Below are 22,581 nucleotides of genomic sequence, written 5' to 3'. Positions count from 1 at the left end.
CATGAAAATAAAATATATCATCACAATCATAATCATTGCTTCTATAGCTTCTATATGTTACGGGTTTTATATAAAAGAAGAACAACTTGAGATTGCTCATAAGTATATTGGGTCAGGAACTGTAGGTATTTTTCTAATAGGTATGCCTCTTTTCTTACTAAAAGAAAGTAAGGGTAAAAAAGTAAAAGATTATATGCTTACCGAAGAAAATATTAGAAAAATGCAAGGCAAAAATTTAGAAAAGACTGATAACCAGTAAAATAAAATTATTTTTTTAGGCGTATTTCATTGAAAATTATACATTTGTAATTATAATTACTTTAAATTTTCATACAAATGACTGGAACAGTAAAATTTTACAATGCATCTAAAGGTTACGGATTCATTACTAACGATTCAACAGAAAAAGACATTTTTGTACACGCTACATCATTAAATGGAGCTGAACTAAACGAAGGTGACAAGGTAGATTACGAAGAAGAAGAGGGCAAAAAAGGTATTGTCGCAGCCCAAGTTCAAGTAATAGGATAATTAATCTATTTTTCGAAAACTCTGAAAGCAACCCTAAACAACTTTAAGGTTGCTTTTTTATTTAATTAAGATTACGTTTCTGAATAAAAAAGCGCTTTAAAATTTCTGAAGCTTCTTTTTCCAAAATACCACCTTCTATCTTTGTTTTAGGGTGCATTTTTACTCCTAAAGCAGCACAACCACGTTCATCATCTTTAGCACCATATACAACTCTAGATATTTGGCTCCAATACAAAGCACCGGCACACATTTGGCAAGGCTCTAAGGTTACATATAATGTACAATCTTTTAAATATTTTCCTCCTAAAAAATTAGCAGCAGCTGTTATAGCTTGCATTTCAGCATGAGCTGTTACATCATTTAATCGTTCGGTTAAATTATGTGCCCTTGCTATAATTCTATTTTGAACTACTATCACAGCACCCACAGGCACCTCACCTGCTTCATAAGCAAATTCAGCTTCTTGTAGTGCTTTTTTCATAAAATAGGTGTCATCAAATGGCTCAATCATTTTTCAAAAATAATTGGTTTTCATAAGGATTTTGATAGAAAATAAAAAAAAGTCAAATTAAATTATTTCTTCATGCATTTTTAAAAAGCCGTAATTTTACACCCTAATTGTAATTTAATGTCTTTACTCGATCAAATTAACTCTCCAAAAGATCTTCGCCTTTTAAAACAGGTAGAGTTACCCAGGCTTGCAAAAGAATTAAGAGAGTTTATTATAGATATTGTAGCCACTAAAGAAGGTCATTTAGGAGCCAGCTTAGGTGTGGTAGAAATTACAATTGCTTTACATTATGTTTTTAACACACCTGACGATCGTTTAATTTGGGATGTTGGCCACCAAGCATACGGTCATAAAATATTAACTGGACGAAAAGAAATTTTTGATACCAACCGACAATTAAATGGTATAAGTGGCTTTCCGAAAAGGAGTGAAAGTAACTATGATAGCTTTGGAACAGGGCATAGCTCCACTTCTATTTCTGCTATTTTAGGAATGGCAATCGCATCTAGTTTAAAAGGAGACACAAACAAACAACATATCGCCGTTATCGGAGATGCCTCAATTGCTAGCGGAATGGCCTTTGAAGGCCTTAATCATGCTGGTGCAACAGATGCAAATTTACTTGTAATTTTAAATGATAATGCGATCGGTATTGACCCTAGTGTAGGTGCTTTAAAAAAATACCTTACTAATGTTAAAAAAGGCACCGCTAAAGATGAAAATATATTTGAATGTTTAAATTTTCATTATGCAGGCCCAATAGACGGGCATGATATTGATGAAGTAATAAAAACACTTAAAGAATTAAAAGCTATAAAAGGTCCGAAGCTATTACACCTTATTACAACGAAAGGTAAAGGGTTGAAAAAAGCTGAAGAAAATCAAGTTACTTATCATGCACCTGGTAAATTTGATAAAAAAACAGGTGACCTACTGCCTAAATCAACATTAAACCAACCTGATAAATACCAAGATGTTTTTGGGCATACCATAGTTGAACTTGCTAAAAAAAACGAACGAATAATTGGCATTACACCTGCAATGCCAACGGGCAGCTCTTTAAAATATATGATGGAGCAAATACCTGATCGTGCTTTTGATGTTGGTATTGCCGAACAACACGCTGTTACAATGGCTGCAGCAATGGCTACTGAAGGTCTTATCCCTTTCTGCACTATATACTCGACTTTTCTACAACGTGCCTATGATCAGGTCATTCATGATGTTGCTATTCAAAACTTACCTGTTATTTTTTGCTTAGACAGGTCTGGTTTAGTTGGGCAAGATGGAGCTACGCACCATGGTGTTTATGATATTGCTTATTTACGATGTATTCCAAACCTAATCATTTACGCTCCGATGAATGAATTAGAATTGAGAAATATAATGTACACAGCACAACTAGGTCTTGATCAACCTATTGTAATTAGATACCCTAGAGGACGCGGTGTTTTACCTAAATGGAACTTACCTTTTCAAAAAATTGAAATTGGAACCTCTAAAGAATTAAAAACTGGAACGAAAATTGTTGTTCTTTCAATCGGTCATATAGGTAATATGGTTGCTGATGTTATAAAAGAACTTAACCACCCAATAGAGGTTGGTCATTACAATATGCAATTCATAAAACCCTTAGACGAACTAAACTTATTGAACATATTACAAAACTATAGCCACATTATAACTATTGAAGATGGTTGTAAAATTGGAGGTTTCGGGAGTTCTATAGTAGAATTTGCTAATAACAAAGAAATAAATAAAACTATTACAGTTTTAGGTATAAATGATGAGTTTATAGAACATGGAACAACGCAAGAACTATATAAACTTTCAAAAATTGATCATTTATTCTTAAAATTGCAATTAAATGAATTTATCAATGCGCATAAATAGTATACATATTTACATCTTTTTAAGTTTGCTTTTTTGTTTTTCTCAAATAAATGCACAAGATAGTATCCCTACAAATCAAGAGGTGGACTCTATTAAAATAGATACCATTGTAATTAGATCTTTTCAAGATAGAATTAAAAATATCCCAAGAGGAGCAAACTTAACAAACCCTGTTGTAAGTTTTAAAAGAACAAACCCTCTTAAAAATAAATATAATCGTTTTAGAATTCCATCATTCTGGGATACTGAAAATAAAATTGATTTTAACATTAATGAAGCTGCCTTTATAAACTGGAAATCTGGTGGTGACAACTCTATATCTGGCGCCGCGAAAGCTAAATTCGTTAGAAATTATAAATTCAGATATATTCAGTGGAATAATGATTTAGAAATGCAATATGGCTTAAACGCCCAAAAAGGAAGGGAGCTCCGTAAAACGGAAGATGCAATCAGGTTTAGTTCTACTTTCGGTTACAGAAAAGATACACTTACCAACTGGTACTATTCGGTTAAAACAAATTTTAACACACAATTTACAGACGGGTTTCAATATCCAGACACAGATACCCCAATTTCTAGAATCATGTCACCTGGTTATCTATTTTTAGGAGCAGGAACGTCTTACATTCCCGATGGTAAAAAATTCAACTTATACCTTTCTCCTGTTACACAAAAGGCAACTTTTGTTTTAGATCAAAATTTGGCAAACAAAGGAGCATTTGGTGTTAAAAAAGCAGTAACAGATGAAGATGGCAATATTATAAAAGAAGGTAAGACTACCTATATGGAATTTGGTATTTTAATAACGAATACATGGGAAAAAGAAATAATGAAAAACATTTTTCTAAACCACAGAATTAATCTTTATTCTGATTATTTAACAAGCTTTGGCAACATTGATGTTGATTGGGAACTAAATTTTAAACTTGTCGTTAACAAGTACATAAGTACCACCATCGGAGCCCAAGTTATTTTTGATGACGACATTCTTTTTGATGTTGAAAAGGACGATGATGGTGGTGAAATTACTAGTACTGGTGTACCTAAAGTACAGTTCAGACAATTTTTAGGAATTGGAGTGAGCTATAATTTTTAAAGTTTAACTACAACTGTTTACCCATTATTTTATTATGAATATGTACTGCTGCACTATCAGATAAACTGGCAACATAACAACACGTATTTAATAGAATTGTATATAAAGAAGCTTCTGTTTCTTTGTAATAAGTTGGCAATGTTTTAATCATCAACTTATCATAATTAGATGCTTTATTTTCTTTTTTATTAATTAAAGCTGTCGTGTAAACATCTAAAATGTCAGAAATAATTTTATAGCCCGCAATCTCCTTTTCTATTACCTCTTGAGATTGATAAATTTTCTCAACACTAATTTTTATAATATCTTCGATTTGAGCTTGATATTTACTCTTATCTAATAATGACACATTAAATTCCCCTTTTAAGATTGCCTCTTCATTATCTAAAAAGACCTTTATTGCATCAGTAATCAAAGTATTTATTGCCAAAGCTCTTAAATAACTCAACCTATCTTCCATATGCACCATAGCATTATACTTTTTAGTATTAATGCTATCTTTCACCAATTTAATTAAATATTCAAGTGCAAAGTCTTCTGGTATTAAACCTAAATTTATACCATCTTCAAAATCAATTATGGTGTAACATATATCATCAGCTGCTTCTACTAAAAAAGTTAATGGATGCCTAGAAAAACTAATATCTTCTCCTGATCTAGTTTGTACCAAGCCTAACTCTTTTGCTACTTCTACAAAAGCATCTTTATCAGATTGAAAAAAGCCAAATTTTTTATCTGCAATATGGTTTGTTGCTTTTTTAGGCAATGATTCTTTTGGGTATTTCATAAAAGCACCTAAAGTACCGTAACTCAATCTTAAACCTCCTTCAACTCCCTCTCTATCAGTAGCCAACAAACGAAAACCATTTGCATTCCCTTCAAAATCAATTATATCTTGATACTCTTTATCTGAAAGTTTTTCTTTATAAATAGCTCCTTTTCCTGTAATAAAAAATTCACCAATAGCTTTTTCTCCACTATGACCAAATGGAGGGTTACCAATATCGTGTGATAAAGCGGCAGCTGCTACTATAGCACCAAAATCGTTAATTTGGTATCCATGAACCTCTCTTAAGTGCGGGTGTTTTTCTAATAAGCTTTTACCTGCTATTCTTCCTAAACTTCTACCAACTACAGAAACCTCTAAGCTATGGGTTAGTCTTGTGTGCACAAAGTCTGTCTTAGAAAGCGGAATCACTTGTGTTTTATCCTGAAGACTTCTAAATGCAGAAGAGAAAATTATACGATCATAATCTACTTCAAAACCTAAACGAGTTTCATCTTGTTCTTTACGTAATCTTTTATGATGATCTCCTTGGCGTTTTAACGAAAGTAGCTGTTCCCAATCCATAGTAAAATTTTGATGCAAGATACATTTTTTCGATTTCTCAATCCTTTCATTTCCCTTTAAAATAGCCTAAAAAATATCACAAGTTTTTAACTTCAAACTAACGTTAATTTTACATTGACGCCTTTAATTTGCAACGCAAAGATTTGATCAACAATACAATGAAAAAAATATTTTTAATTAGTTTGCTATTTGTAATAAGTAATATATTTTCTCAAGAAACAGGAAGTATTACAGGTGCTGTTGTAGACCTAGAAATAGGTAACGAACCTGTTTTATTTGCTGATGTTCAATTGAAGAATACTGATAAAAACACGCAAACCAATTTTCATGGTAATTTTGAATTCACCAACCTTGAAATTGGTAATTACATTGTTGTTGTTAATTTTTTAGGATATGAAACGGTACAAATTCCAGTTCAAGTTACTCATGAAAAAGTTTCGAAAATTAATATCGGTTTAAAATCTAAGTTAATATCCTTAACTGCAATTTCTGAATCGGATATTGTTATGTCTGAAAAAATTAAAAAGTAGAATAAAATTCTTATTTTTTTAAAATTAGAATACTATTTCGACTCACCTAAAAATCTATACTCTATAAAACTCTTATTTACCTATATTTGTAATCATCCATTGTATATTTATGGATGGATTTAATATTTGATATCATAACCTTATATTAACTTTAGTAACAAATATTAATATCACTTTTGCTTTTATTTTGATGAATTAATGGGCGATAATATATATATTTTCATGATTGCTGCTTTAGCAATCTTAGCAATTACAGATTTAATCGTAGGTGTCAGTAATGATGCAGTCAATTTCTTGAACTCCGCAATCGGATCTAAAGCTGTATCTTTCAGAACGATAATGATTGTTGCCAGTGTCGGTATCGCGTTAGGAGCTGTGTCTTCTAGTGGAATGATGGACATTGCTAAAACAGGTATTTTTAACCCCAACAACTTCGTTTTTTCAGAAGTCATGATTATTTTCATGGCTGTGATGATAACAGACATACTTCTTCTTGATTTCTTTAACACACTAGGCATGCCAACATCAACTACGGTTTCAATCGTTTTTGAGCTATTAGGTGCTGCTGTAGCTGTTTCTGTTATAAAAATTTTAAACTTAGATGACAGCCTATCAACATTAGGGTCTTATATAAATACTGATAAAGCAACAGAAATCATTATCGGCATACTACTTTCTGTAGTGATTGCATTTTCTGTAGGTGCTGTTGTCCAGTTTTTCTCTAGGCTTTTAATTTCTTTTAAATTTGAAAAAAAACCTACATGGGTTAGTGCTCTTTTTGGTGGTTTTGCAATAACTGGTATAATATATTTTATTATTGTAAAAGGGTTAAAAAGTGCCTCAATATTAAATGGACCAATATCTGAATTTATAGCAACTCAAACAGAGTTGTTTATTTTATTCAATTTTATAACTTGGACTTTATTATCTTATATATCTTCAACTGTTTTTAAATTAAATATTTATAGACTTATCATTCTATTAGGGACCTTTGCATTAGCTATGGCTTTTGCGGGTAACGATTTGGTTAACTTTATTGGAGTGCCTATTGCTGCTTTACAATCTTTTCAAGATTGGAGTGCTTCTGGAGTAGCAGCTACAGAATATAACATGTCTGGATTAACAAATGCTGTACAGGCACCAATATACTTACTTCTCGCTTCTGGTGTGATAATGGTACTAACTATTTGGTTTTCATCTAAAGCAAAAAATGTAGTTAAAACTAGTGTTGATTTGGCACGACAAGATGAAGGAGAGGAACGTTTTCAACCTAACTTTTTATCACGTCAGATTGTAAGGTTATCAGTGCAGCTTTCTGAGGCTACATCTTCATTAATACCACAAAGTTTACAAGTCAAAATTGATCAGAGGTTTGAGAAACCTTCTCCATCTGTATTAAAAGTTAAAGTACAAGACAAACCTGCTTTTGACATGGTTAGAGCTGCCGTTAATTTAATGGTTGCAAGTATACTTATATCGCTAGCAACATCAATGAAGCTTCCTTTATCTACTACATATGTAACATTTATGGTTGCTATGGGGTCATCTTTAGCTGACAAGGCTTGGGGTGCTGAAAGTGCTGTTTACAGAGTAGCAGGAGTGCTTAATGTAATTGGCGGTTGGTTTTTTACTGCTATAATAGCTTTTATAGCATCTTCTATAATTGCTGCTTTAATTCATTACGGAGGTACTGTAGCGATTGTAATTCTTTTAATATTAGCATTTTTACTTATATCAAGAAATTATTTTAAGCAAAGTAAAAAAGCTAAAGAAATAAAAGCAGAGGATAGTTTAAGAAAATCTGAAAGCAGCTCTATACAAGGTGTTATTGAAGAAAGTGCTAACAATATATCGAATGTTGTAAACAGAAGTAATAAAATTTACACAGGAGCTATTGATGGTTTAGCAAGACATGATTTAGAAGATTTAAAAAAGAATAAAAAAGGTGTTGTTAAACTATCTAAAGAAATAGATGACTTAAGAGACAACATTTTCTATTTTATTAAAAACTTAGACGAGACAAGCTTAGGTGCTAGTAACTTTTACATTAGTGTTCTAGGTTATTTACAAGATATGGCTCAGTCATTAGAATACATTAGTAAGGTTAGCCATAAACACATACACAACAACCACAAGAAACTGAAGTACAATCAAATTAAAGAATTAAAAGAAATAGATTACAAACTTCAGAGTGTATTTAGTGATACTAAAAAAGCGTTTGAATCTAGATCTTTTGAACAGATTGGGTCTATATTAAAAAATAAGCACGAAGCTTTTGAGCTTGTTTCTCAAAAAATAGAAAAACAAGTAGAGAGAACTAGAACTGAAGAATCTAGTCCAAAAAATACAACTTTGTATTTTTCTTTACTACAAGAAACAAAAGACTTACTTATTGCTACCATGAATTTATTAGAGCTTTATTATAATGAGCATGATAGTTCTGTAAAACCAGCAAAAATTGAGCAACCAAATACATCAAAAAAATAAATGTAAAATAAATTAATTCTTGTATTTTTTTAGTTATTAGATAGTTATGCTTAATTTTGAGCTGAAATTTCTGTAATGAAAACAAGAATAGACCGTACGTTAATTAAAAACTACATTTTAGAAGTAGGTAAATTAAACTTTTATCCAAACTACGTCGTTTCAGAAATTAAAGAAGGAGTTGCCCTTTCTTTCAAAAATGCTACAGAAATAGTTAGGCTAACTAAGCTACATTATGGAAATGAGACTCCATTTATTTATATAGCAAATAGAAAAAATTCCTACTCTTTTAACCCTACTGCACATTATAAAACTATTCCAGAGTTTCCAAACCTAAAAGGGTTTGCAGCGGTAGTATATAGCGATATAAATAAAGATATTGCTCAACTTGAAAAGTCATTTATAAAAAAACCTGTTGAAGCTTTTAAAAGTTTGGAAAGCGCCATACTTTGGGCTGAAAGTATAATTATTACGAATTAATTTCTGTAAAAATTCATTTCATCAATAAACTTCCAAACGTTTTCAGGAAGTAATGGTTTTATATTTTTGCCATCCTTATGCTGCTTTCTGATAAATGTAGATGATATTTCCATTATGGGCGCAGCAACTTTATTAATTTTAGGATTACCAACAAACTGATGATCTATGACACCATCAGAAACTCTTGGATACACATATAAATTATAATTTTCTAAAATAGTCTCGTAGTTTTTCCACTTATGGAATCCTTTTAGGTTATCCTCTCCCATTATCAAACAAAAATTATATTGAGACGAATATTTCTCCTCTAAATGCACTAATGTATTTATAGTATAATTAGGCTGAGGCAAGCCAAATTCTATTGTAGATGTTTTTAATTTATCGTACTCTTTAACAGCTTCGTAAACCATATCATACCTATGATTGTTGTCTAAGAGGGTTTTCTTGGCCTTAAATGGACTTTGTGGTGTTATTACAAACCAAACCTCATCTAGGTCCGAAAACTCAACCATATGGTTTGCTATGATTAAATGCCCTATATGTATTGGATTAAACGTGCCAAAATAAAGACCTACTTTTTTCACCTTTTATTATGATTTTAAAAATTCGGATACCAACTCATGAGATTCTTGAAGAGCCGTTTCTAAATCATAATTTTTTATAATCTTATCAAATTGCGGAGCTGTTGCAAGCTCTACAGAAGCTTTTGCAATACGCATGTTTATTTTATCTTCGCTCTCAGTACTTCTTTTCTTAAGTCTTATTTTAAGCTCATCAACACTAGGTGGTTTAACAAAAACTGCCAAAGTTTCATTTGGAAATTTCTTTTTTATTCGAAGTCCACCAACAACATCAATGTCAAATATTACATTTTTGCCTTCAGCCCACAAACGCTCAACTTCAGTTTTAAGAGTGCCGTAAAAATTATCTCTATAAACTTCTTCCCATTCTAAAAAGTCATCATTTTTAATATGCTTTTTAAATTCAGAAAGAGACATAAAATAGTAATGCTCTCCGTTTTTTTCTTTCCCTCTTCTTGGTCTAGATGTTGCCGAAATTGAAAATGCTAAGTTTAATTCTTCTTGCTGTAATAAATGACGAACAATAGTTGTTTTACCACTACCTGAAGGTGCTGAAAATATAATAAGTTTTCCTCCTTTCATTACAAAACATTTAGCATTTGTTCTTTAATCTTCTCTAATTCATCTTTCATTTGTACAACTACTTGTTGTAAAGGTGCATAATTAGCTTTTGAACCTATAGTGTTTATTTCACGACCTATTTCTTGACAAATAAAGCCTAGTTTTTTCCCGTTTGAATCGTCCGATTTTAAAGCTGTAATAAAATAATCTAAGTGATTTTTTAAGCGAACTTTTTCTTCTGTGATATCATATTTTTCTAAATAATAAATAAGTTCTTGTTCGAATCTATTTTTATCTAAATCTGTTTTTAAATCAGAAACAGCTTTTTCTAAACGCTCTCTAATTGTATCTAATCTATCAACGTCTAATTTTTCAACGTCTGAAAGTAAATTTTTAATGGTATTTGTTCTAGAAACAAAATCGTCATCTAATACTTGACCTTCTTCAGATCTAAAAATATTTATTTCTTTAAGAGCCTCTTCTAAAGCTTCTTCTATTGCTTTAAATTCATCTTCATCTATATCTTCACGTTCAGTTTTCATCGAATCAGGCATACGCATTGCAATTTCTAACAACTGAGTCGCATCTGCGTCTGCAAGTGCTTTCAATTGCTCCATATATTGCTTTACAACTATCTGATTAATTACTGAAGATGTTTCATCACCTGTATTTTCGATATAAAGTCCAAAATCTACTTTTCCTCTTACCAAAGCATTTGCTATAGTTTTTCTAAGCTGTAATTCTTTTTCTTTATATGCAGAAGGCATTCGTGCATTTAAATCTAAACTTTTACTGTTAAGAGATTTAATTTCAATGGTAATCTTTTTGGATGGGAGCTGAATAACATGTTTCCCAAAACCCGTCATCGAATGAATCATAAATAGATTTTAATTTCGGCAAAGGTAATAAAATTCAAGTTTCTTAAATAGTTCATATTTAATATCAAAAATCTATTTAAAAAAGCCTCCTTAAATATTAATTCAATTCTCGAACCCAAATATTTCTAAAACTAACTCTACTGTCATCTCCATGATCCTGAAGAGTGATTGGTGCTTTACCGTGTGCTTCATTTTTAGGCCAACCAATATAAGGTGTCGTACCTTTTATCTCAACATTATCTTGCACTAATACATCATTATGTATTACAGTCATCGTTGCCGATTTTGTTTTCTCACCCCTTTTATTAAATTCTGGAGCATGATAAATAATATCATATACATTCCATTCACCTGTTGGTACAGATGCTTTTACTAAAGGAACATGTTGTTTGTAAATTGAAGCCACCTGCCCATTTACATAAGTATCATTATCATTATTATCTAAAATTTGAACTTCATAACGGCTTTGTAAAAACACACCACTATTAGCTCTACTTTGATTTTCTCCTTGTATTATTTCAGGAGACTTCCACTCTATATGTAATTGAACATTTCCAAATTCTTTTTTTGTTCTTATATCTCCCGCTTTGTTTTTCACAGTAAAACTACCATCTGCATTAACTATCCAATCTGCAGGTTTACTAGGGTCAATTACACTTTCCCATTCATCTAAATCAGAAAGTATAGTTGCATCGCTTGGTATTTTGTTTTCACCTATAAACTCAACTTTTAATGGCACAGGTTTATAAAGCTCTGTTTCTTCTGGCTTTGTTGGTTCAACACCTGTATATTCTTCATAAACTACAACTTCAGATACTTTATCGCTGACCACTTCTTTTTTTGGTTCGTTTTTACAAGAAAAAACTGCTAAAACGGCTAGCATGTATAATTGTTTCATTCTAAATATTTTTTTTAAGGTGGTAATTTATAATTCTTTTATTTTAATATTTCTGAAAGAAACAACATCTCCGTGATCTTGCAACCCTATTTTTCCTGTTGTAAATTTCCCAAAATCTGCCCAGTCAGCAAATTTAGAATTAGACACCATAGTACTCCATTCTGGGTTATTTACTGAAAAAACAACTATTTTTTCGTCATTTAAAACAACAATACCCTCATTTGTTTTATGGTTTATAGTTAGAATGCATGTATTCCACTCTCCAACAGGTTTAGTAGCGTCTTTTGAAGGGGGAATCATATCATACAAAGAACCTGCTTGGTGTGTAGTTCCTGCTTTAGCATCTGGATGTTTATCATTGTCTAAAACTTGAATTTCAGGTCCTGTTTGGTAAGCTTCTGGTAAGTTCTCATCTTCTTTAACTCCCCAAAATACACCACTATTACCTCCTTCTGAAATTTTCCAATCTAAGGACAATACAAAATCTGTATATTCTTTTTTAGTTACTAGGTTATATGATGTCCCTTCCTTTCTGTTTTTAGGAGGATAAAAAACCATTGCATTGTCTTCAATTTTCCAATTACCGGATACACTGTCTTTTAAATACTCTTGAAAATTATCGAAAGAAGTACCATTAAATAACACCTCCCACTCATTATTTTCTTTATCAGGCAATTCTTCCTTTTTAGTTTCAGATTTAACACCTACATGATTGTTAGTTTTTTCTTTACAACTACTTAACATACATATTAAAGCAATCATTGAAGCTACTCTTTTCATTTCTAAAATTTAAATTCCTAAAATTTTCTTCAAAGCTTCTTTATCTACTTCTCCACCTGCAAAATCATCAAATGTTTTTTCTGTTGCTTCAATTATATGTTTCTGAATAAATGGTGCCCCTTCACGAGCACCTTGTTCAGGGCTCTTCATACAACACTCCCACTCCATTACTGCCCAGACATCACAGCCATATTGTGTTAGTTTAGAAAATATACCACTAAAATCGACTTGTCCATCTCCTAAAGATCTAAATCTACCTGCCCTATCAATCCAATCAGAATAACCACCATAAACACCTTGCTTACCCGTTGGATTAAACTCAGCATCTTTTACGTGAAATGCTTTTATAAATTCATGATAATGATCTATGAAAGTTAAATAATCTAAATGTTGTAAAACATAATGACTAGGATCATAGAGCATATTTACTCGTTTATGGTTATTTGTTGCCTCTAAAAAACGCTCAAAAGAAACACCATCATGTAAGTCTTCTCCTGGGTGTATTTCATAACAAACATCTACACCTTGTTCATCAAAATGATTAAGAATTGGCGTCCATCTTTTTGCTAATTCTTCAAAACCCATTTTCACTAAGCCATTAGGTCGTTGTGGCCAAGGGTACATTGTGTGCCAAAGTAAAGCTCCAGAAAAAGTAGCGTGAGTATTTAAGCCTAATCTCTTACTAGCTGTACCAGCTTTCTTTACCGTGTCAATAGCCCATTCTGTACGAGCTTTAGGATTACCTTTTACTTTATCAGGTGCAAAACCATCAAACATAGAGTCATAAGCCGGGTTAACAGCTACCAATTGACCCTGCAAATGCGTAGATAATTCTGTAATCTCTAACCCGTAAGAATTTACTTTACCTTTTAAATCATCACAATAAGTTTGACTTTCGGCTGCTTTATCCAAATCTATTAAAAAACTTTCCCATGTCGGTATTTGAATACCTTTATACCCTAAATCTGAAGCCCATTTACACATTCCATCAAGTGTATTAAATGGAGCTTTATTATCTACAAACTGAGCAAGAAAAACCGCAGGACCTTTAATTGTTTTCATTTATTATTGTTAATTTCTTATTTAGAACCCATCTGAATTAATTGATTCTTAAAATTTTAAGATAATAATACTATATTTATATCTAGACAAACAAACATATTTAATTCTTATATGTTGTTAAATATAACAAATAAGAATAGAATAAAACTAAAAATAAACAAATGAATCTGGAAGAGCATTATGACGCAATCGTTGTAGGAACGGGAATAACAGGAGGTTGGGCTGCAAAAGAATTAACTGAAAAAGGTTTAAAAACTCTAGTTTTAGAACGCGGACCAATGGTAGAGCATATTAAAGATTATAAAACCATGAATGATGATGATTGGGATTATGATTTAAAAGGTAAGCTTTCAAAAGAAGATAAGAAAAAATATCACGTTCAAAATAGAATTGGTTGGGCTCCGAAAGAAGATTCTAAACATTTTTTTGTTAATGATTTAGAACACCCATATGTAGAGACAAAACGCTTTGATTGGATTAGAGGTTACCATGTAGGAGGAAGATCATTAACATGGGGTAGACAAAGTTACCGCTGGAGTGATTTAGATTTTGAAGCAAATAAAAAAGATGGTCATGGTGTTGATTGGCCTGTACGCTATAATGATATTGCACCATGGTATGATAAAGTAGAGGAATATATTGGTGTAAGTGGCCAGAAACTAGGCTTAAAGCAATTGCCTGATGGCAAATTTCAACCACCAATGGATTTAAATTGCGTAGAATTAGATCTTCAAAAATCAATGTCTGAAAAATTTGATGATGGGCGCCTTTTAACCATAGGCCGTGTTGCACATATTACAGACAGAGATTCTAAAAAAGAAGGAAGACAACCTTGTCAATACAGAAATAGATGTTGGAGAGGATGCCCTTTTGGAGGTTATTTTAGTAGTAACTCATCTACTTTACCTGCTGCAGAACGAACAGGAAACATGACACTTAGGCCAAACTCAATTGTTCATGAAGTTATTTATGATGATACAACTAAAAAAGCTACTGGCGTTAGAATTATAGACGCAGAAACAAATGAAAAAATAACTTTTAATGCAAAGGTAATTTTCTTATGTGCATCATCAATGGCATCCGTGGGTATTTTATTGCAATCAAAATCTGAACGTTTTCCAAACGGACTAGGTAATGATTCAGATGCTTTAGGTAGAGGTATTATGGATCACCACTACCAACTTGGTGCAAGAGCAAAAGTAGAGGGCTATTTAGATAAATATTACAAAGGCAGAAGACCTAACGGTTTCTACATTCCGCGTTTTGTAAACCTAGATGAAAACTCTGAAAAAAAGAACTACTTAAGAGGCTTTGGTTACCAAGGTGGTGCAAGCCGTGGTAGCTGGACAGCATCTGTAGCAGAAATGGGTTATGGTGCTGATTTGAAAGAAAATATTTTAAAACCAGGAGAGTGGCAAATTGGAAGTACTGGTTTTGGTGAATTTTTACCTTATGATGACAATCGAGTTATTTTAAGCAAAACTGAAAAAGATAAATGGGGATTACCTCAGTTAGATTTTGATGTTGAATTTAAAGAGAACGAATACAACATGCGAGAAGACATTAAAATACAAATCGAAAAAATATTAACAGAAGCTGGTTTTAAAGATGTTGATGTTTATGACAAAAAAACAGGACCTGGTCTTGGTATTCATGAAATGGGAGGTGCAAGAATGGGGCATAGTGCTAAAACATCTATCGTTAACAAACACAACCAAATACACAATGTACCTAATGTGTATGTTACCGATGGTGCTTTCATGTCATCATCAAGTTGCGTAAATCCTTCATTAACATACATGGCTTTTACCGCAAGGGCTGCAAACCATGCTGCAGAACAATTTAAATTAGGTAAATTTGCTTAGTTAATATATAAATATGGATAATACATCTGCCCGAAACATGTGGGGTAATTATTTGGATAAGCATTTAGAAGATACCTTTGTTAATGCTCCTAAAACCATTCATTTTTACGACAATGAAAAAGAAGCTAATGAGAGTGTTAATTTAGTTTTAAAAGGAATTAAAAGTGCCAACACACTAGCGCTATTGGATTTACAATCTCGAAAAGAAGCTCTCCCTAAAATAGGAGATTTTAATATAATTACAGATTGGAATGGCGATGCAAAATGTATTGTAAAAACTACAGCTGTTAAGCTAAAGCCTTATTTTAGCATTGACGCTAATTATGCAATTAAAGAAGGAGAAGGCGATAAAAGTCTCAGCTATTGGAAAACAAAGCACTGGGATTATTACACTAGGAATTTAAACAAAATCAACCGTACTCCAAAAGAAAGCATGATTGTTGTCTGTCAAGAATTTGAAAAAGTATTTGGTTAAAATTCATAAAAAAAGCTGTCTTCTAAAGAAGACAGCTTTTTTATTTTGTTGCAACTATATTAATTAATCAAATCTACCCAAACATTACCTGCTTTATGTGATGCTACTGAGCTTTCAATAAAATTCATTCCACGAACTCCGTCCATCATAGTTGGGAATTCTCCATCATTATATTTTTCTCCTCGAATTGCCTTAGAAACTCCTAAGTAAATATTGGCCATTGAATCAAAAATACCTTCAGGGTGCCCTGGAGGCAATTTTGTACCATCTAATGACAAATCAGAATTATATGCATGCCCTGGTTTGTAAACCTGTAATGGCTTATCATCACTCATTACATAAAGATAATTTGGGTTTTCTTGTTCCCAACGCAAACCACCTTTATCTCCGTAAATAGCAATAGCCAATCCGTTTTCTTCTCCTGTAGCTATTTGGCTAGATCGTACTACACCTTTTGCATTACCATCAAAACGAACTAAAACGGTACCGTCTATATCCATTTTATTATCATCATACAAGTAGTTCAAATCTGCAAGTATTGATTTTATTTTTAAGCCTGTTGTAAATTCTACCATATTAAAAGCATGCACACCAATATCGCCAACGCAACAGCTAATGCCTGCTTTTTCAGGGTCTAACCTCCAAGTAGAAGATCTTTTTGATTTATCATGAATAATTGGGTTTATCCAACCTTGATAATAACGAACATCTACTTTTTGAATTTTACCCAAAGCACCTGTTTTTATCATTTCACGCATCTGGCGAACCATTGGATATCCTGTATAAGTATGAGTTACAGCAAATACAGTACCTGCTTTTTCAAGAGTTTCTTGTAAAATTTTGGCTTCGTCATAAGTTGTCGTCATTGGCTTTTCGCAAATAACACTAAAACCGTTTTCCAATAATTTTTTTGCCATCGGAAAATGAAGAAAATTAGGTGTCAACACAGAACAAACCTGTATACGTTCGTCTTCAGGCAACTTCATTTCTTCATCTACCAGGGTATCAAAATCTTTGTAAATTCTATTGGTAGGTATATCTATTTCTTTTGCAAATGCAATGTTATCTTCAATTCTAGGATTAAATACCGCTCCAACAATTTGGTAGTTATCATTAATGTGTGATGCTACCCTATGTAAAACTCCTATTAAAGAATCTCCTCCTCCTCCTAAAATTCCTAATCTAATTTTTTTTGCCATTTTATCTTTTAAAATTTAATCTTATTGTTTTAAATACTCTCTACACTAGAGTCTTGATGTATTCTGTATTTTTCAATTTTGCTACGCATGATAAATAAAATACCGAATAGCACTATTAAAGTTACAGGAAAATATACCATAAAGCCCAACACAGACCTACCCGCCTCAATATCAGCAGCATCACCTACTAAACCAGATGCTAAAGCACTTGCTTTTTCTGTATCTAACCTAGATCCAATAATCGGGTTCCACATTGATGTTGCAAACATACCCGCACCACCAACAAGCGACATACCTAATGCTCCAGTTTTTGATGCATATTCAGATATAAAACCTATCATAGTTGGCCAAAAGTAACAAACCCCTAATGCAAACAATGCTGCTGCCACATAAACCATTGAACCATCTGCAACACTCATAAAGTATATTGCAGAAGCTGTAATAATTGATGACATCAATAAAACGCCAACTGGGTTTAACTTATGGATAATTGGACCTGCAAAAAAACGACCAAGTGCCATTATACCTGTAACTAAAGCCAAAACCAACATTGGACTTGCTCCTGAACTACCTAAAATAGTTTCTATCCACTGTTGTGGTATAAATTCAGAAGTTGCTGTTAGCGTCATACAAACCATCATAAATAAAAATAAAGGATTTGCTAATGCTTTTATATTTGAAGATGTGTTAGATTCTATATTTTCATTTTCAGGAAATTTCTGTGTAAACACTAAAAAACCATAAATTAATGTTGGTATTAACATCGTTGCAATTTGCAACTGCCAACCGATACCCCCATCGGTCATAAATTTTGATACTAAGGCACCAATAACTAAACCTCCAGGAAACCAAACATGAAACTTATTTAGCATTGCCGTTCTATTATTGGTATACATATCTGCAATCATCGGGTTACATGCTGCCTCAACCGAACCGTTTGCAAAACCAATAAAGAAAGTAGAAATTATTAATGTCCAAAAACCACCTGCATATATTGTTAGAACTAGCCCTAATAAGTGGCAAACAAATGCTATAGTTAATAATTTTTTAGCTCCTAAAACATTGTAAAGTAGGCCACCCACTAACATTGCTAAAGGAAAACCAAGAAAAGCCATACTGTTTATCCAACCCAATTCTTTATTGCTAATCTCAAAATCTACTCCTAATTGCGTTAAGATTCCTGCTCTAATCGCAAAAGTCATAGAAGTTACAATTAGCGCCATACAAGCTGCCAAAAAAATCTTACTCTTATTTACTTGCTCCATACTTCTATTTATTATTTTAGGTTGTTTAATTATCTTTTGTACTGTATATAATCTAAAGGTAATGGTTCAATTCCATTTGCTCTTGATTCTGTTGCTATTTGCCCTCGGTGATATGTTGAATGATTTATGATATGAAATAAAATATCATGAATTGTATTCACAAAATGTTTGCCTTGAGAGTTCTCATACGATATACCGGTATCAAAATTTTTTGTATTTGTAATTATTTCAAAAGAGCTTCTTTGGTTATCATAATGAATATCAAAAAAATCTTCTTTCTGCTGTTTTTGAAAAACCTCATATTTTGACTTTAATCCTAAAATTCTAGCATTCCAAATATGATGCGTATTTAAAATATGACTAAACCAAACTACATGCTTGTCTGTAAGCTGAATATCTGCATCTACAAATTGCTCAATTAACTTCTTATTACAGTAAAAGTTATAATCGAATAACGGATTGAAAAATGTATCCATAAATCTTGCTTTGAACTACTTAAGATCCTTTGATGCCTTTAACAACAACTCTTTAGTTTTTAAAATTCCTTCTTCCTCACCAAGCTCATCGCCTTCATATTCTACCCCAATAAAACCACTATAATTAGCATTTTTAACAATCTGAAGCATTTTATAAAAATCTATTTTTGTTTCATTTCCATGTTCATCAAAATTATATGATTTTGCACTAACTCCTTTAGCAGAAGGCATCAATTCTTCAACACCTTTATACATATCATATTCCTCTGCACATTCTCCATTATATATTGAGCCATCTTTTCTAATCACACAAAAATTTCCAAAATCAGGTAACGTACCACAATTGTCCATATTTACAATTGTCATTACCTCTGCTAGTTTTTTCCCATTAGAAGAAAAACCACCATGGTTTTCAACAATCACATTAATATTTTTATTTTTTGCGTAAGTTGCTAATTGCGTTAAACCATCAACCGAATTCTCAAGCCATTCCTTTTCATCATTACTACCTGATAAATTTACTCTTATAGAACTACACCCCATTTGCGAAGCTGCATCAACCCATTTATAGTGATTTTCTACAGCTTTTTTACGTTCATCAGCATCTGATATAGCCAAATCTCCTTGGCCATCAATCATAATTAAAACATTTTGCATTCCGTGTTTTTCACTTTCTTCATTACACTTCTTTACAAATGCCGCCATTGCTTCTTCAGAAAAATTTTCTTTCTCTAATTCTTTATTATACAACCCGCTAACATATTCCAAACCTGTAAAACCCCATTTTTTTGCATGTTCTGCAAAAGTATAAGGGTCTTCATTTTTCTCTAAAATCATTTTATGCATGGACCATTGCGCCAAAGACAATTTAAAAAATGGTTCTTTTGAAGAATCATCAATTTTCTCAACCTTTTCTTCTTCTATTTTTGCTACTTTATCCTTACAAGAAATATTTCCTAAAAACAAAATAATAAAGCCAAATAGTAAGGCTTTTTTGATAAAAACTATCTTTTTCATAAATTACACAACCTTTAATTATTAAATAAGCACCAACTACAACGTTATAGTATCATATCATCATATTTTAAGCGTTTAAATGTAAAAAATTAATTTTATATTTAATAAATTTACGAAACAAACAATTTTACTGCATGAGCAAATTTTTTTATAATGATGAGCAAGAATCCTATGACGCGATTGTTGTTGGGACAGGAATAAGTGGTGGATGGGCTGCAAAGGAATTATGTGAAAACGGTGTTAAAACGTTAGTTTTAGAACGCGGAAAAATGGTTACACACATTAAAGACTACCCAACCGCTAATAAAGATGATTGGGATTTTCCGAACAATGGTGAATTACCAAAAGAAGAACGCGACAAACAGCTTAAACAAGCAAGAACAGGATATACTATTAAAGCTCCGCAAAATTTCTGGTTTGTTAATGATTTAGAACACCCTTATAATGAAACAAAAAGATTTGACTGGATTCGTGGGTACCACGTAGGAGGTAGATCTATTATGTGGGGACGTCATAGCTACAGATGGAGTGACATTGATTTTGAAGCAAATAAAAAAGATGGTATCGCAGTTGATTGGCCTGTTCGCTATAAAGATATTGCACCTTGGTACGATAAAGTTGAATCATACATAGGTGTTAGTGGTGAAAACTTAGGTCTTGAACAATTACCTGATGGGCAATTTACGCCAATGATGGATTTAAATTGTGTTGAACAAACTTTCAGAGAAAAAGTTTCTGAAAATTTTGACGGTAGAGTTGTTACGGCAGGTAGAGTTGCCCATATTACTGGTGATAAAAAGTTTAATGGTAGAACTAAATGTCAATTTAGAAACCGATGCATAAGAGGATGTCCTTTTGGAGCCTACTTCAGTAGTAACTCCTCAACTTTACCTGCAGCAGAAGCAACTGGTAATTTAACATTAAGACCTGACTCTATTGTTTCTGAAGTTATTTACGACCCTAAAACTAAAAAAGCAACTGGTGTTAAAGTTATTGATAGATTAACAAAAGAGGTTTTAGAATTTAAAGCAAAAGTTATATTCTTGTGCGCTTCTTCTATGGCTTCTACTCAAATATTAATGCAATCTAAATCTGATCGTTTTCCGAACGGATTAGGTAATGATTCTGACCAATTAGGAAGAAACATCATGGACCACCAATTAGGTGTTGGTGCTAATGGTATTTTTGATGGTTTTGATGATAAGTACTATAAAGGTCGTAAGCCTAACGGAGTTTACATTCCTCGTTTTAGAAATATTGGTGGAGATACAGAGCAGAAAAATTACATTCGTGGTTATGGTTACCAAGGTGGTGCTAGTAGAGGCAATTGGGAAGAAAGTATCGCAGAAACCTCTTTTGGTAAAGATTTAAAAGAATCTATCCTTAAGCCAGGTGCTTGGTCTATGGGTATAATGGGATTCGGTGAGGTTTTACCTTACGAAGAAAATAGAATGACTCTTGATTATGATAATTTAGATTTTTGGGGCTTACCAACAGTTACATTTGATGCTGAGTTTAAAGAAAACGAGTGGAAAATGAGAGAAGACATGAAGCAGCAAGCTGTTGAAATGTTAGAAAAAGCAGGTGTTAGAGATGTTAAGCCTTATGACAACCCTGGAGCTTTAGGTTTAGGAATACACGAAATGGGAACTGCTCGTATGGGTAGAGACCCTAAAACATCTGTATTGAACGGAAATAATCAAGTACATGCAGTACCTAATGTTTACGTTACTGATGGTGCTTTTATGACCTCTGCTAGTTGCGTTAACCCATCATTAACTTATATGGCTTTTACAGCAAGAGCCGCTAATCATGCTGCTCAAGAACTTAAAAAAGGAAATATATAATGGATAGAAGAATTGCACTCAAAAACATAGGTTTATCACTTGGTTACATAGTAGCTACTCCAACCTTATTAAGTATTGTTCAAAGTTGTAACGACACAAATGTTGTAGATTGGACTCCTGATTTTTTAACTAAAGGAGAAGGCAATGTCCTTCTTAAATTAGTAGACATAATTTTACCCAAAACAGATACCCCTTCAGCTTCTGAAGTTAATGTACATGTGTTTATCGATAAGTTTACAAATGAAATTATGGAAGTTGAGCAACAAAACTTCTTGAAAATGTCTATGAGTAAATTTATAAACAAGGCTTTAAAGGATGCTGGTAAAGAAAAAGCTGAAGATTTAACTACTGAAGACTTAGAACCAGTATTGGCAGCAGCATTAAAAGTAAGTAAAGATGATGAAGTAGCTAACTTTAAATCAATTAACACTTATAATGAAGCTATTAAAAATGGTGAAACAGCTGAATTAGATGATGCTATTTCTAGATTTGCTTTTGCAAATAACCTCAGAGGAATGACTATATGGGGTTACAAATCATCTGAATACGTTGGTGAAAATGTATTGGCGTACTTACCTATTCCTGGAGAATATGTTGGCTGTGGAGATTTACAAGAGTTAACTAAAGGCAAAGCTTGGTCTATATAAAGTATAAATAGTAAATTCTCAACTTAATACCTAAGCCGTTAAATCATTAAAATGATTTAACGGCTTTTACTTTATATTACACTCTTATTTAACATCTAAACATAAATATATCTACGTAAATACTAAAACAGTTAAAGTAATGTACTCATGCAAA

Annotated in this window: 23 protein-coding genes; 11 read left to right on the top strand and 12 right to left on the bottom strand. The window is 32.3% G+C overall.

Translation table 11 applies throughout. The features are described from left to right. Position 1: 1 nt before the first annotated feature. Positions 2-259, top strand: a complete 258-nt coding sequence (locus tag H0I23_RS15410; RefSeq protein ID WP_216784176.1) for a hypothetical protein — start codon at positions 2-4, stop codon at positions 257-259. A gap of 77 nt (positions 260-336) precedes the next feature. Then, positions 337-531, top strand: coding sequence for a cold-shock protein (locus H0I23_RS15405; RefSeq protein ID WP_216784175.1), 195 nt, complete (start codon positions 337-339; stop codon positions 529-531). A 61-nt stretch (positions 532-592) separates the two neighbouring features. Here H0I23_RS15405 and H0I23_RS15400 read toward each other — a convergent pair whose 3' ends face one another. After that, positions 593-1,042, bottom strand: coding sequence for a nucleoside deaminase (locus H0I23_RS15400; RefSeq protein ID WP_216784174.1), 450 nt, complete (start codon positions 1,040-1,042; stop codon positions 593-595). Positions 1,043-1,159: 117 nt separating this feature from the next. Between H0I23_RS15400 and H0I23_RS15395 the strand changes: the two genes are divergently transcribed. Together H0I23_RS15395 and H0I23_RS15390 are read left to right on the top strand one after the other, a co-directional pair. Continuing rightward, a complete protein-coding gene (locus tag H0I23_RS15395) occupies positions 1,160-2,935 on the top strand; it encodes a 1-deoxy-D-xylulose-5-phosphate synthase (RefSeq protein WP_216784173.1) in 1,776 nt (591 codons plus the stop codon). Then, complete coding sequence (locus H0I23_RS15390) at positions 2,910-4,031, top strand: DUF3078 domain-containing protein (protein ID WP_254073620.1); 1,122 nt, start codon at positions 2,910-2,912, stop codon at positions 4,029-4,031. The genes H0I23_RS15395 and H0I23_RS15390 overlap by 26 nt, the downstream gene beginning before the upstream one ends. Before the next feature lie 7 nt (positions 4,032-4,038). Here the strand turns inward: H0I23_RS15390 and dgt are convergent, their stop codons facing one another. After that, the gene (gene dgt / locus H0I23_RS15385; protein ID WP_216784172.1) at positions 4,039-5,382 is read right to left on the bottom strand and encodes a dGTP triphosphohydrolase; all 1,344 of its coding nucleotides are present in this window, start codon (positions 5,380-5,382) and stop codon (positions 4,039-4,041) included. Between the two features lie 158 nt (positions 5,383-5,540). Between dgt and H0I23_RS15380 the strand changes: the two genes are divergently transcribed. From H0I23_RS15380 to H0I23_RS15370, 3 genes are all read left to right on the top strand, one after another. Then, a complete protein-coding gene (locus H0I23_RS15380; RefSeq protein ID WP_216784171.1) occupies positions 5,541-5,912 on the top strand; it encodes a carboxypeptidase-like regulatory domain-containing protein in 372 nt (123 codons plus the stop codon). Positions 5,913-6,110: 198 nt separating this feature from the next. Next, positions 6,111-8,399, top strand: a complete 2,289-nt coding sequence (locus tag H0I23_RS15375; protein ID WP_216784170.1) for an inorganic phosphate transporter — start codon at positions 6,111-6,113, stop codon at positions 8,397-8,399. Positions 8,400-8,474: 75 nt separating this feature from the next. Further along, positions 8,475-8,876 carry a hypothetical protein gene (locus tag H0I23_RS15370; protein ID WP_216784169.1) on the top strand — a complete coding sequence of 134 codons (402 nt, stop codon included), beginning with the start codon at positions 8,475-8,477 and terminating at the stop codon, positions 8,874-8,876. On the opposite strand, the gene nadD is transcribed toward H0I23_RS15370, so the two are convergent. The 6 genes from nadD to H0I23_RS15340 all read right to left on the bottom strand — a co-directional run bounded on the left by nadD (position 8,873) and on the right by H0I23_RS15340 (position 13,636). After that, a complete protein-coding gene (nadD, locus tag H0I23_RS15365; protein ID WP_216784168.1) occupies positions 8,873-9,460 on the bottom strand; it encodes a nicotinate (nicotinamide) nucleotide adenylyltransferase in 588 nt (195 codons plus the stop codon). The two genes, H0I23_RS15370 and nadD, sit on opposite strands and share 4 nt — an antisense overlap. A gap of 6 nt (positions 9,461-9,466) precedes the next feature. After that, positions 9,467-10,039: a guanylate kinase gene (gene gmk / locus H0I23_RS15360; protein WP_216784167.1), complete on the bottom strand. Its 573-nt coding sequence runs from the start codon at positions 10,037-10,039 to the stop codon at positions 9,467-9,469. Next, a complete protein-coding gene (locus H0I23_RS15355) occupies positions 10,039-10,896 on the bottom strand; it encodes a YicC/YloC family endoribonuclease (protein ID WP_216784166.1) in 858 nt (285 codons plus the stop codon). The genes gmk and H0I23_RS15355 overlap by 1 nt, the downstream gene beginning before the upstream one ends. Before the next feature lie 97 nt (positions 10,897-10,993). After that, the gene (locus tag H0I23_RS15350; protein WP_216784165.1) at positions 10,994-11,794 is read right to left on the bottom strand and encodes a DUF1080 domain-containing protein; all 801 of its coding nucleotides are present in this window, start codon (positions 11,792-11,794) and stop codon (positions 10,994-10,996) included. A gap of 27 nt (positions 11,795-11,821) precedes the next feature. Next, positions 11,822-12,574 carry a DUF1080 domain-containing protein gene (locus H0I23_RS15345; RefSeq protein ID WP_216784164.1) on the bottom strand — a complete coding sequence of 251 codons (753 nt, stop codon included), beginning with the start codon at positions 12,572-12,574 and terminating at the stop codon, positions 11,822-11,824. Between the two features lie 9 nt (positions 12,575-12,583). Further along, complete coding sequence (locus tag H0I23_RS15340; RefSeq protein WP_216784163.1) at positions 12,584-13,636, bottom strand: sugar phosphate isomerase/epimerase; 1,053 nt, start codon at positions 13,634-13,636, stop codon at positions 12,584-12,586. A 161-nt stretch (positions 13,637-13,797) separates the two neighbouring features. On the opposite strand from H0I23_RS15340, the gene H0I23_RS15335 reads away from it, so the two are divergent. After that, positions 13,798-15,501 carry a GMC oxidoreductase gene (locus H0I23_RS15335; protein ID WP_216784162.1) on the top strand — a complete coding sequence of 568 codons (1,704 nt, stop codon included), beginning with the start codon at positions 13,798-13,800 and terminating at the stop codon, positions 15,499-15,501. A 13-nt stretch (positions 15,502-15,514) separates the two neighbouring features. Beyond that, on the top strand, positions 15,515-15,976 hold the full coding sequence (locus tag H0I23_RS15330; RefSeq protein WP_216784161.1) for an ASCH domain-containing protein: 462 nt from the start codon (positions 15,515-15,517) through the stop codon (positions 15,974-15,976). A gap of 59 nt (positions 15,977-16,035) precedes the next feature. Here the strand turns inward: H0I23_RS15330 and H0I23_RS15325 are convergent, their stop codons facing one another. The 4 genes from H0I23_RS15325 to H0I23_RS15310 are packed head-to-tail and all read right to left on the bottom strand — an operon-like array spanning position 16,036 to position 19,933. Beyond that, positions 16,036-17,175: a Gfo/Idh/MocA family protein gene (locus tag H0I23_RS15325; protein ID WP_216784160.1), complete on the bottom strand. Its 1,140-nt coding sequence runs from the start codon at positions 17,173-17,175 to the stop codon at positions 16,036-16,038. A gap of 29 nt (positions 17,176-17,204) precedes the next feature. Next, positions 17,205-18,440 (bottom strand): sugar MFS transporter, encoded by a 1,236-nt coding sequence (locus H0I23_RS15320; protein ID WP_216784159.1) that lies wholly within the window; start codon positions 18,438-18,440, stop codon positions 17,205-17,207. A gap of 29 nt (positions 18,441-18,469) precedes the next feature. Next, a complete protein-coding gene (locus H0I23_RS15315) occupies positions 18,470-18,916 on the bottom strand; it encodes a DinB family protein (protein ID WP_216784158.1) in 447 nt (148 codons plus the stop codon). A gap of 15 nt (positions 18,917-18,931) precedes the next feature. Beyond that, complete coding sequence (locus H0I23_RS15310; protein ID WP_216784157.1) at positions 18,932-19,933, bottom strand: sugar phosphate isomerase/epimerase; 1,002 nt, start codon at positions 19,931-19,933, stop codon at positions 18,932-18,934. 134 nt (positions 19,934-20,067) lie between these two features. Here H0I23_RS15310 and H0I23_RS15305 point away from each other — a divergent pair, with 134 nt between their 5' ends. Together H0I23_RS15305 and H0I23_RS15300 are read left to right on the top strand one after the other, a co-directional pair. Further along, a complete protein-coding gene (locus tag H0I23_RS15305; RefSeq protein WP_216784156.1) occupies positions 20,068-21,780 on the top strand; it encodes a GMC oxidoreductase in 1,713 nt (570 codons plus the stop codon). After that, entirely contained in the window at positions 21,780-22,427 is a 648-nt protein-coding gene (locus H0I23_RS15300; RefSeq protein WP_216784155.1) for a gluconate 2-dehydrogenase subunit 3 family protein, read from the top strand. The genes H0I23_RS15305 and H0I23_RS15300 overlap by 1 nt, the downstream gene beginning before the upstream one ends. Positions 22,428-22,581 lie beyond the last annotated feature (154 nt).

It is taken from the genome of Cellulophaga sp. HaHaR_3_176 (genome assembly GCF_019021925.1).
In the GTDB taxonomy this organism is placed as follows: Bacteria; Bacteroidota; Bacteroidia; order Flavobacteriales; family Flavobacteriaceae; genus Cellulophaga.
This window is presented reverse-complemented; position numbering and strand designations above follow the sequence as displayed.

Coding starts and splice junctions, on each gene's coding strand:
- H0I23_RS15410 (WP_216784176.1), top strand. CDS start 2: ATGAAAATAAAATATATCATCACAATCATAATCATTGCTTCTATAGCT.
- H0I23_RS15405 (WP_216784175.1), top strand. CDS start 337: ATGACTGGAACAGTAAAATTTTACAATGCATCTAAAGGTTACGGATTC.
- H0I23_RS15400 (WP_216784174.1), bottom strand. CDS start 1,042: ATGATTGAGCCATTTGATGACACCTATTTTATGAAAAAAGCACTACAA.
- H0I23_RS15395 (WP_216784173.1), top strand. CDS start 1,160: ATGTCTTTACTCGATCAAATTAACTCTCCAAAAGATCTTCGCCTTTTA.
- H0I23_RS15390 (WP_254073620.1), top strand. CDS start 2,910: ATGAATTTATCAATGCGCATAAATAGTATACATATTTACATCTTTTTA.
- dgt (WP_216784172.1), bottom strand. CDS start 5,382: ATGGATTGGGAACAGCTACTTTCGTTAAAACGCCAAGGAGATCATCAT.
- H0I23_RS15380 (WP_216784171.1), top strand. CDS start 5,541: ATGAAAAAAATATTTTTAATTAGTTTGCTATTTGTAATAAGTAATATA.
- H0I23_RS15375 (WP_216784170.1), top strand. CDS start 6,111: ATGGGCGATAATATATATATTTTCATGATTGCTGCTTTAGCAATCTTA.
- H0I23_RS15370 (WP_216784169.1), top strand. CDS start 8,475: ATGAAAACAAGAATAGACCGTACGTTAATTAAAAACTACATTTTAGAA.
- gmk (WP_216784167.1), bottom strand. CDS start 10,039: ATGAAAGGAGGAAAACTTATTATATTTTCAGCACCTTCAGGTAGTGGT.
- H0I23_RS15355 (WP_216784166.1), bottom strand. CDS start 10,896: ATGATTCATTCGATGACGGGTTTTGGGAAACATGTTATTCAGCTCCCA.
- H0I23_RS15350 (WP_216784165.1), bottom strand. CDS start 11,794: ATGAAACAATTATACATGCTAGCCGTTTTAGCAGTTTTTTCTTGTAAA.
- H0I23_RS15345 (WP_216784164.1), bottom strand. CDS start 12,574: ATGAAAAGAGTAGCTTCAATGATTGCTTTAATATGTATGTTAAGTAGT.
- H0I23_RS15340 (WP_216784163.1), bottom strand. CDS start 13,636: ATGAAAACAATTAAAGGTCCTGCGGTTTTTCTTGCTCAGTTTGTAGAT.
- H0I23_RS15335 (WP_216784162.1), top strand. CDS start 13,798: ATGAATCTGGAAGAGCATTATGACGCAATCGTTGTAGGAACGGGAATA.
- H0I23_RS15330 (WP_216784161.1), top strand. CDS start 15,515: ATGGATAATACATCTGCCCGAAACATGTGGGGTAATTATTTGGATAAG.
- H0I23_RS15325 (WP_216784160.1), bottom strand. CDS start 17,175: ATGGCAAAAAAAATTAGATTAGGAATTTTAGGAGGAGGAGGAGATTCT.
- H0I23_RS15320 (WP_216784159.1), bottom strand. CDS start 18,440: ATGGAGCAAGTAAATAAGAGTAAGATTTTTTTGGCAGCTTGTATGGCG.
- H0I23_RS15315 (WP_216784158.1), bottom strand. CDS start 18,916: ATGGATACATTTTTCAATCCGTTATTCGATTATAACTTTTACTGTAAT.
- H0I23_RS15310 (WP_216784157.1), bottom strand. CDS start 19,933: ATGAAAAAGATAGTTTTTATCAAAAAAGCCTTACTATTTGGCTTTATT.
- H0I23_RS15305 (WP_216784156.1), top strand. CDS start 20,068: ATGAGCAAATTTTTTTATAATGATGAGCAAGAATCCTATGACGCGATT.
- H0I23_RS15300 (WP_216784155.1), top strand. CDS start 21,780: ATGGATAGAAGAATTGCACTCAAAAACATAGGTTTATCACTTGGTTAC.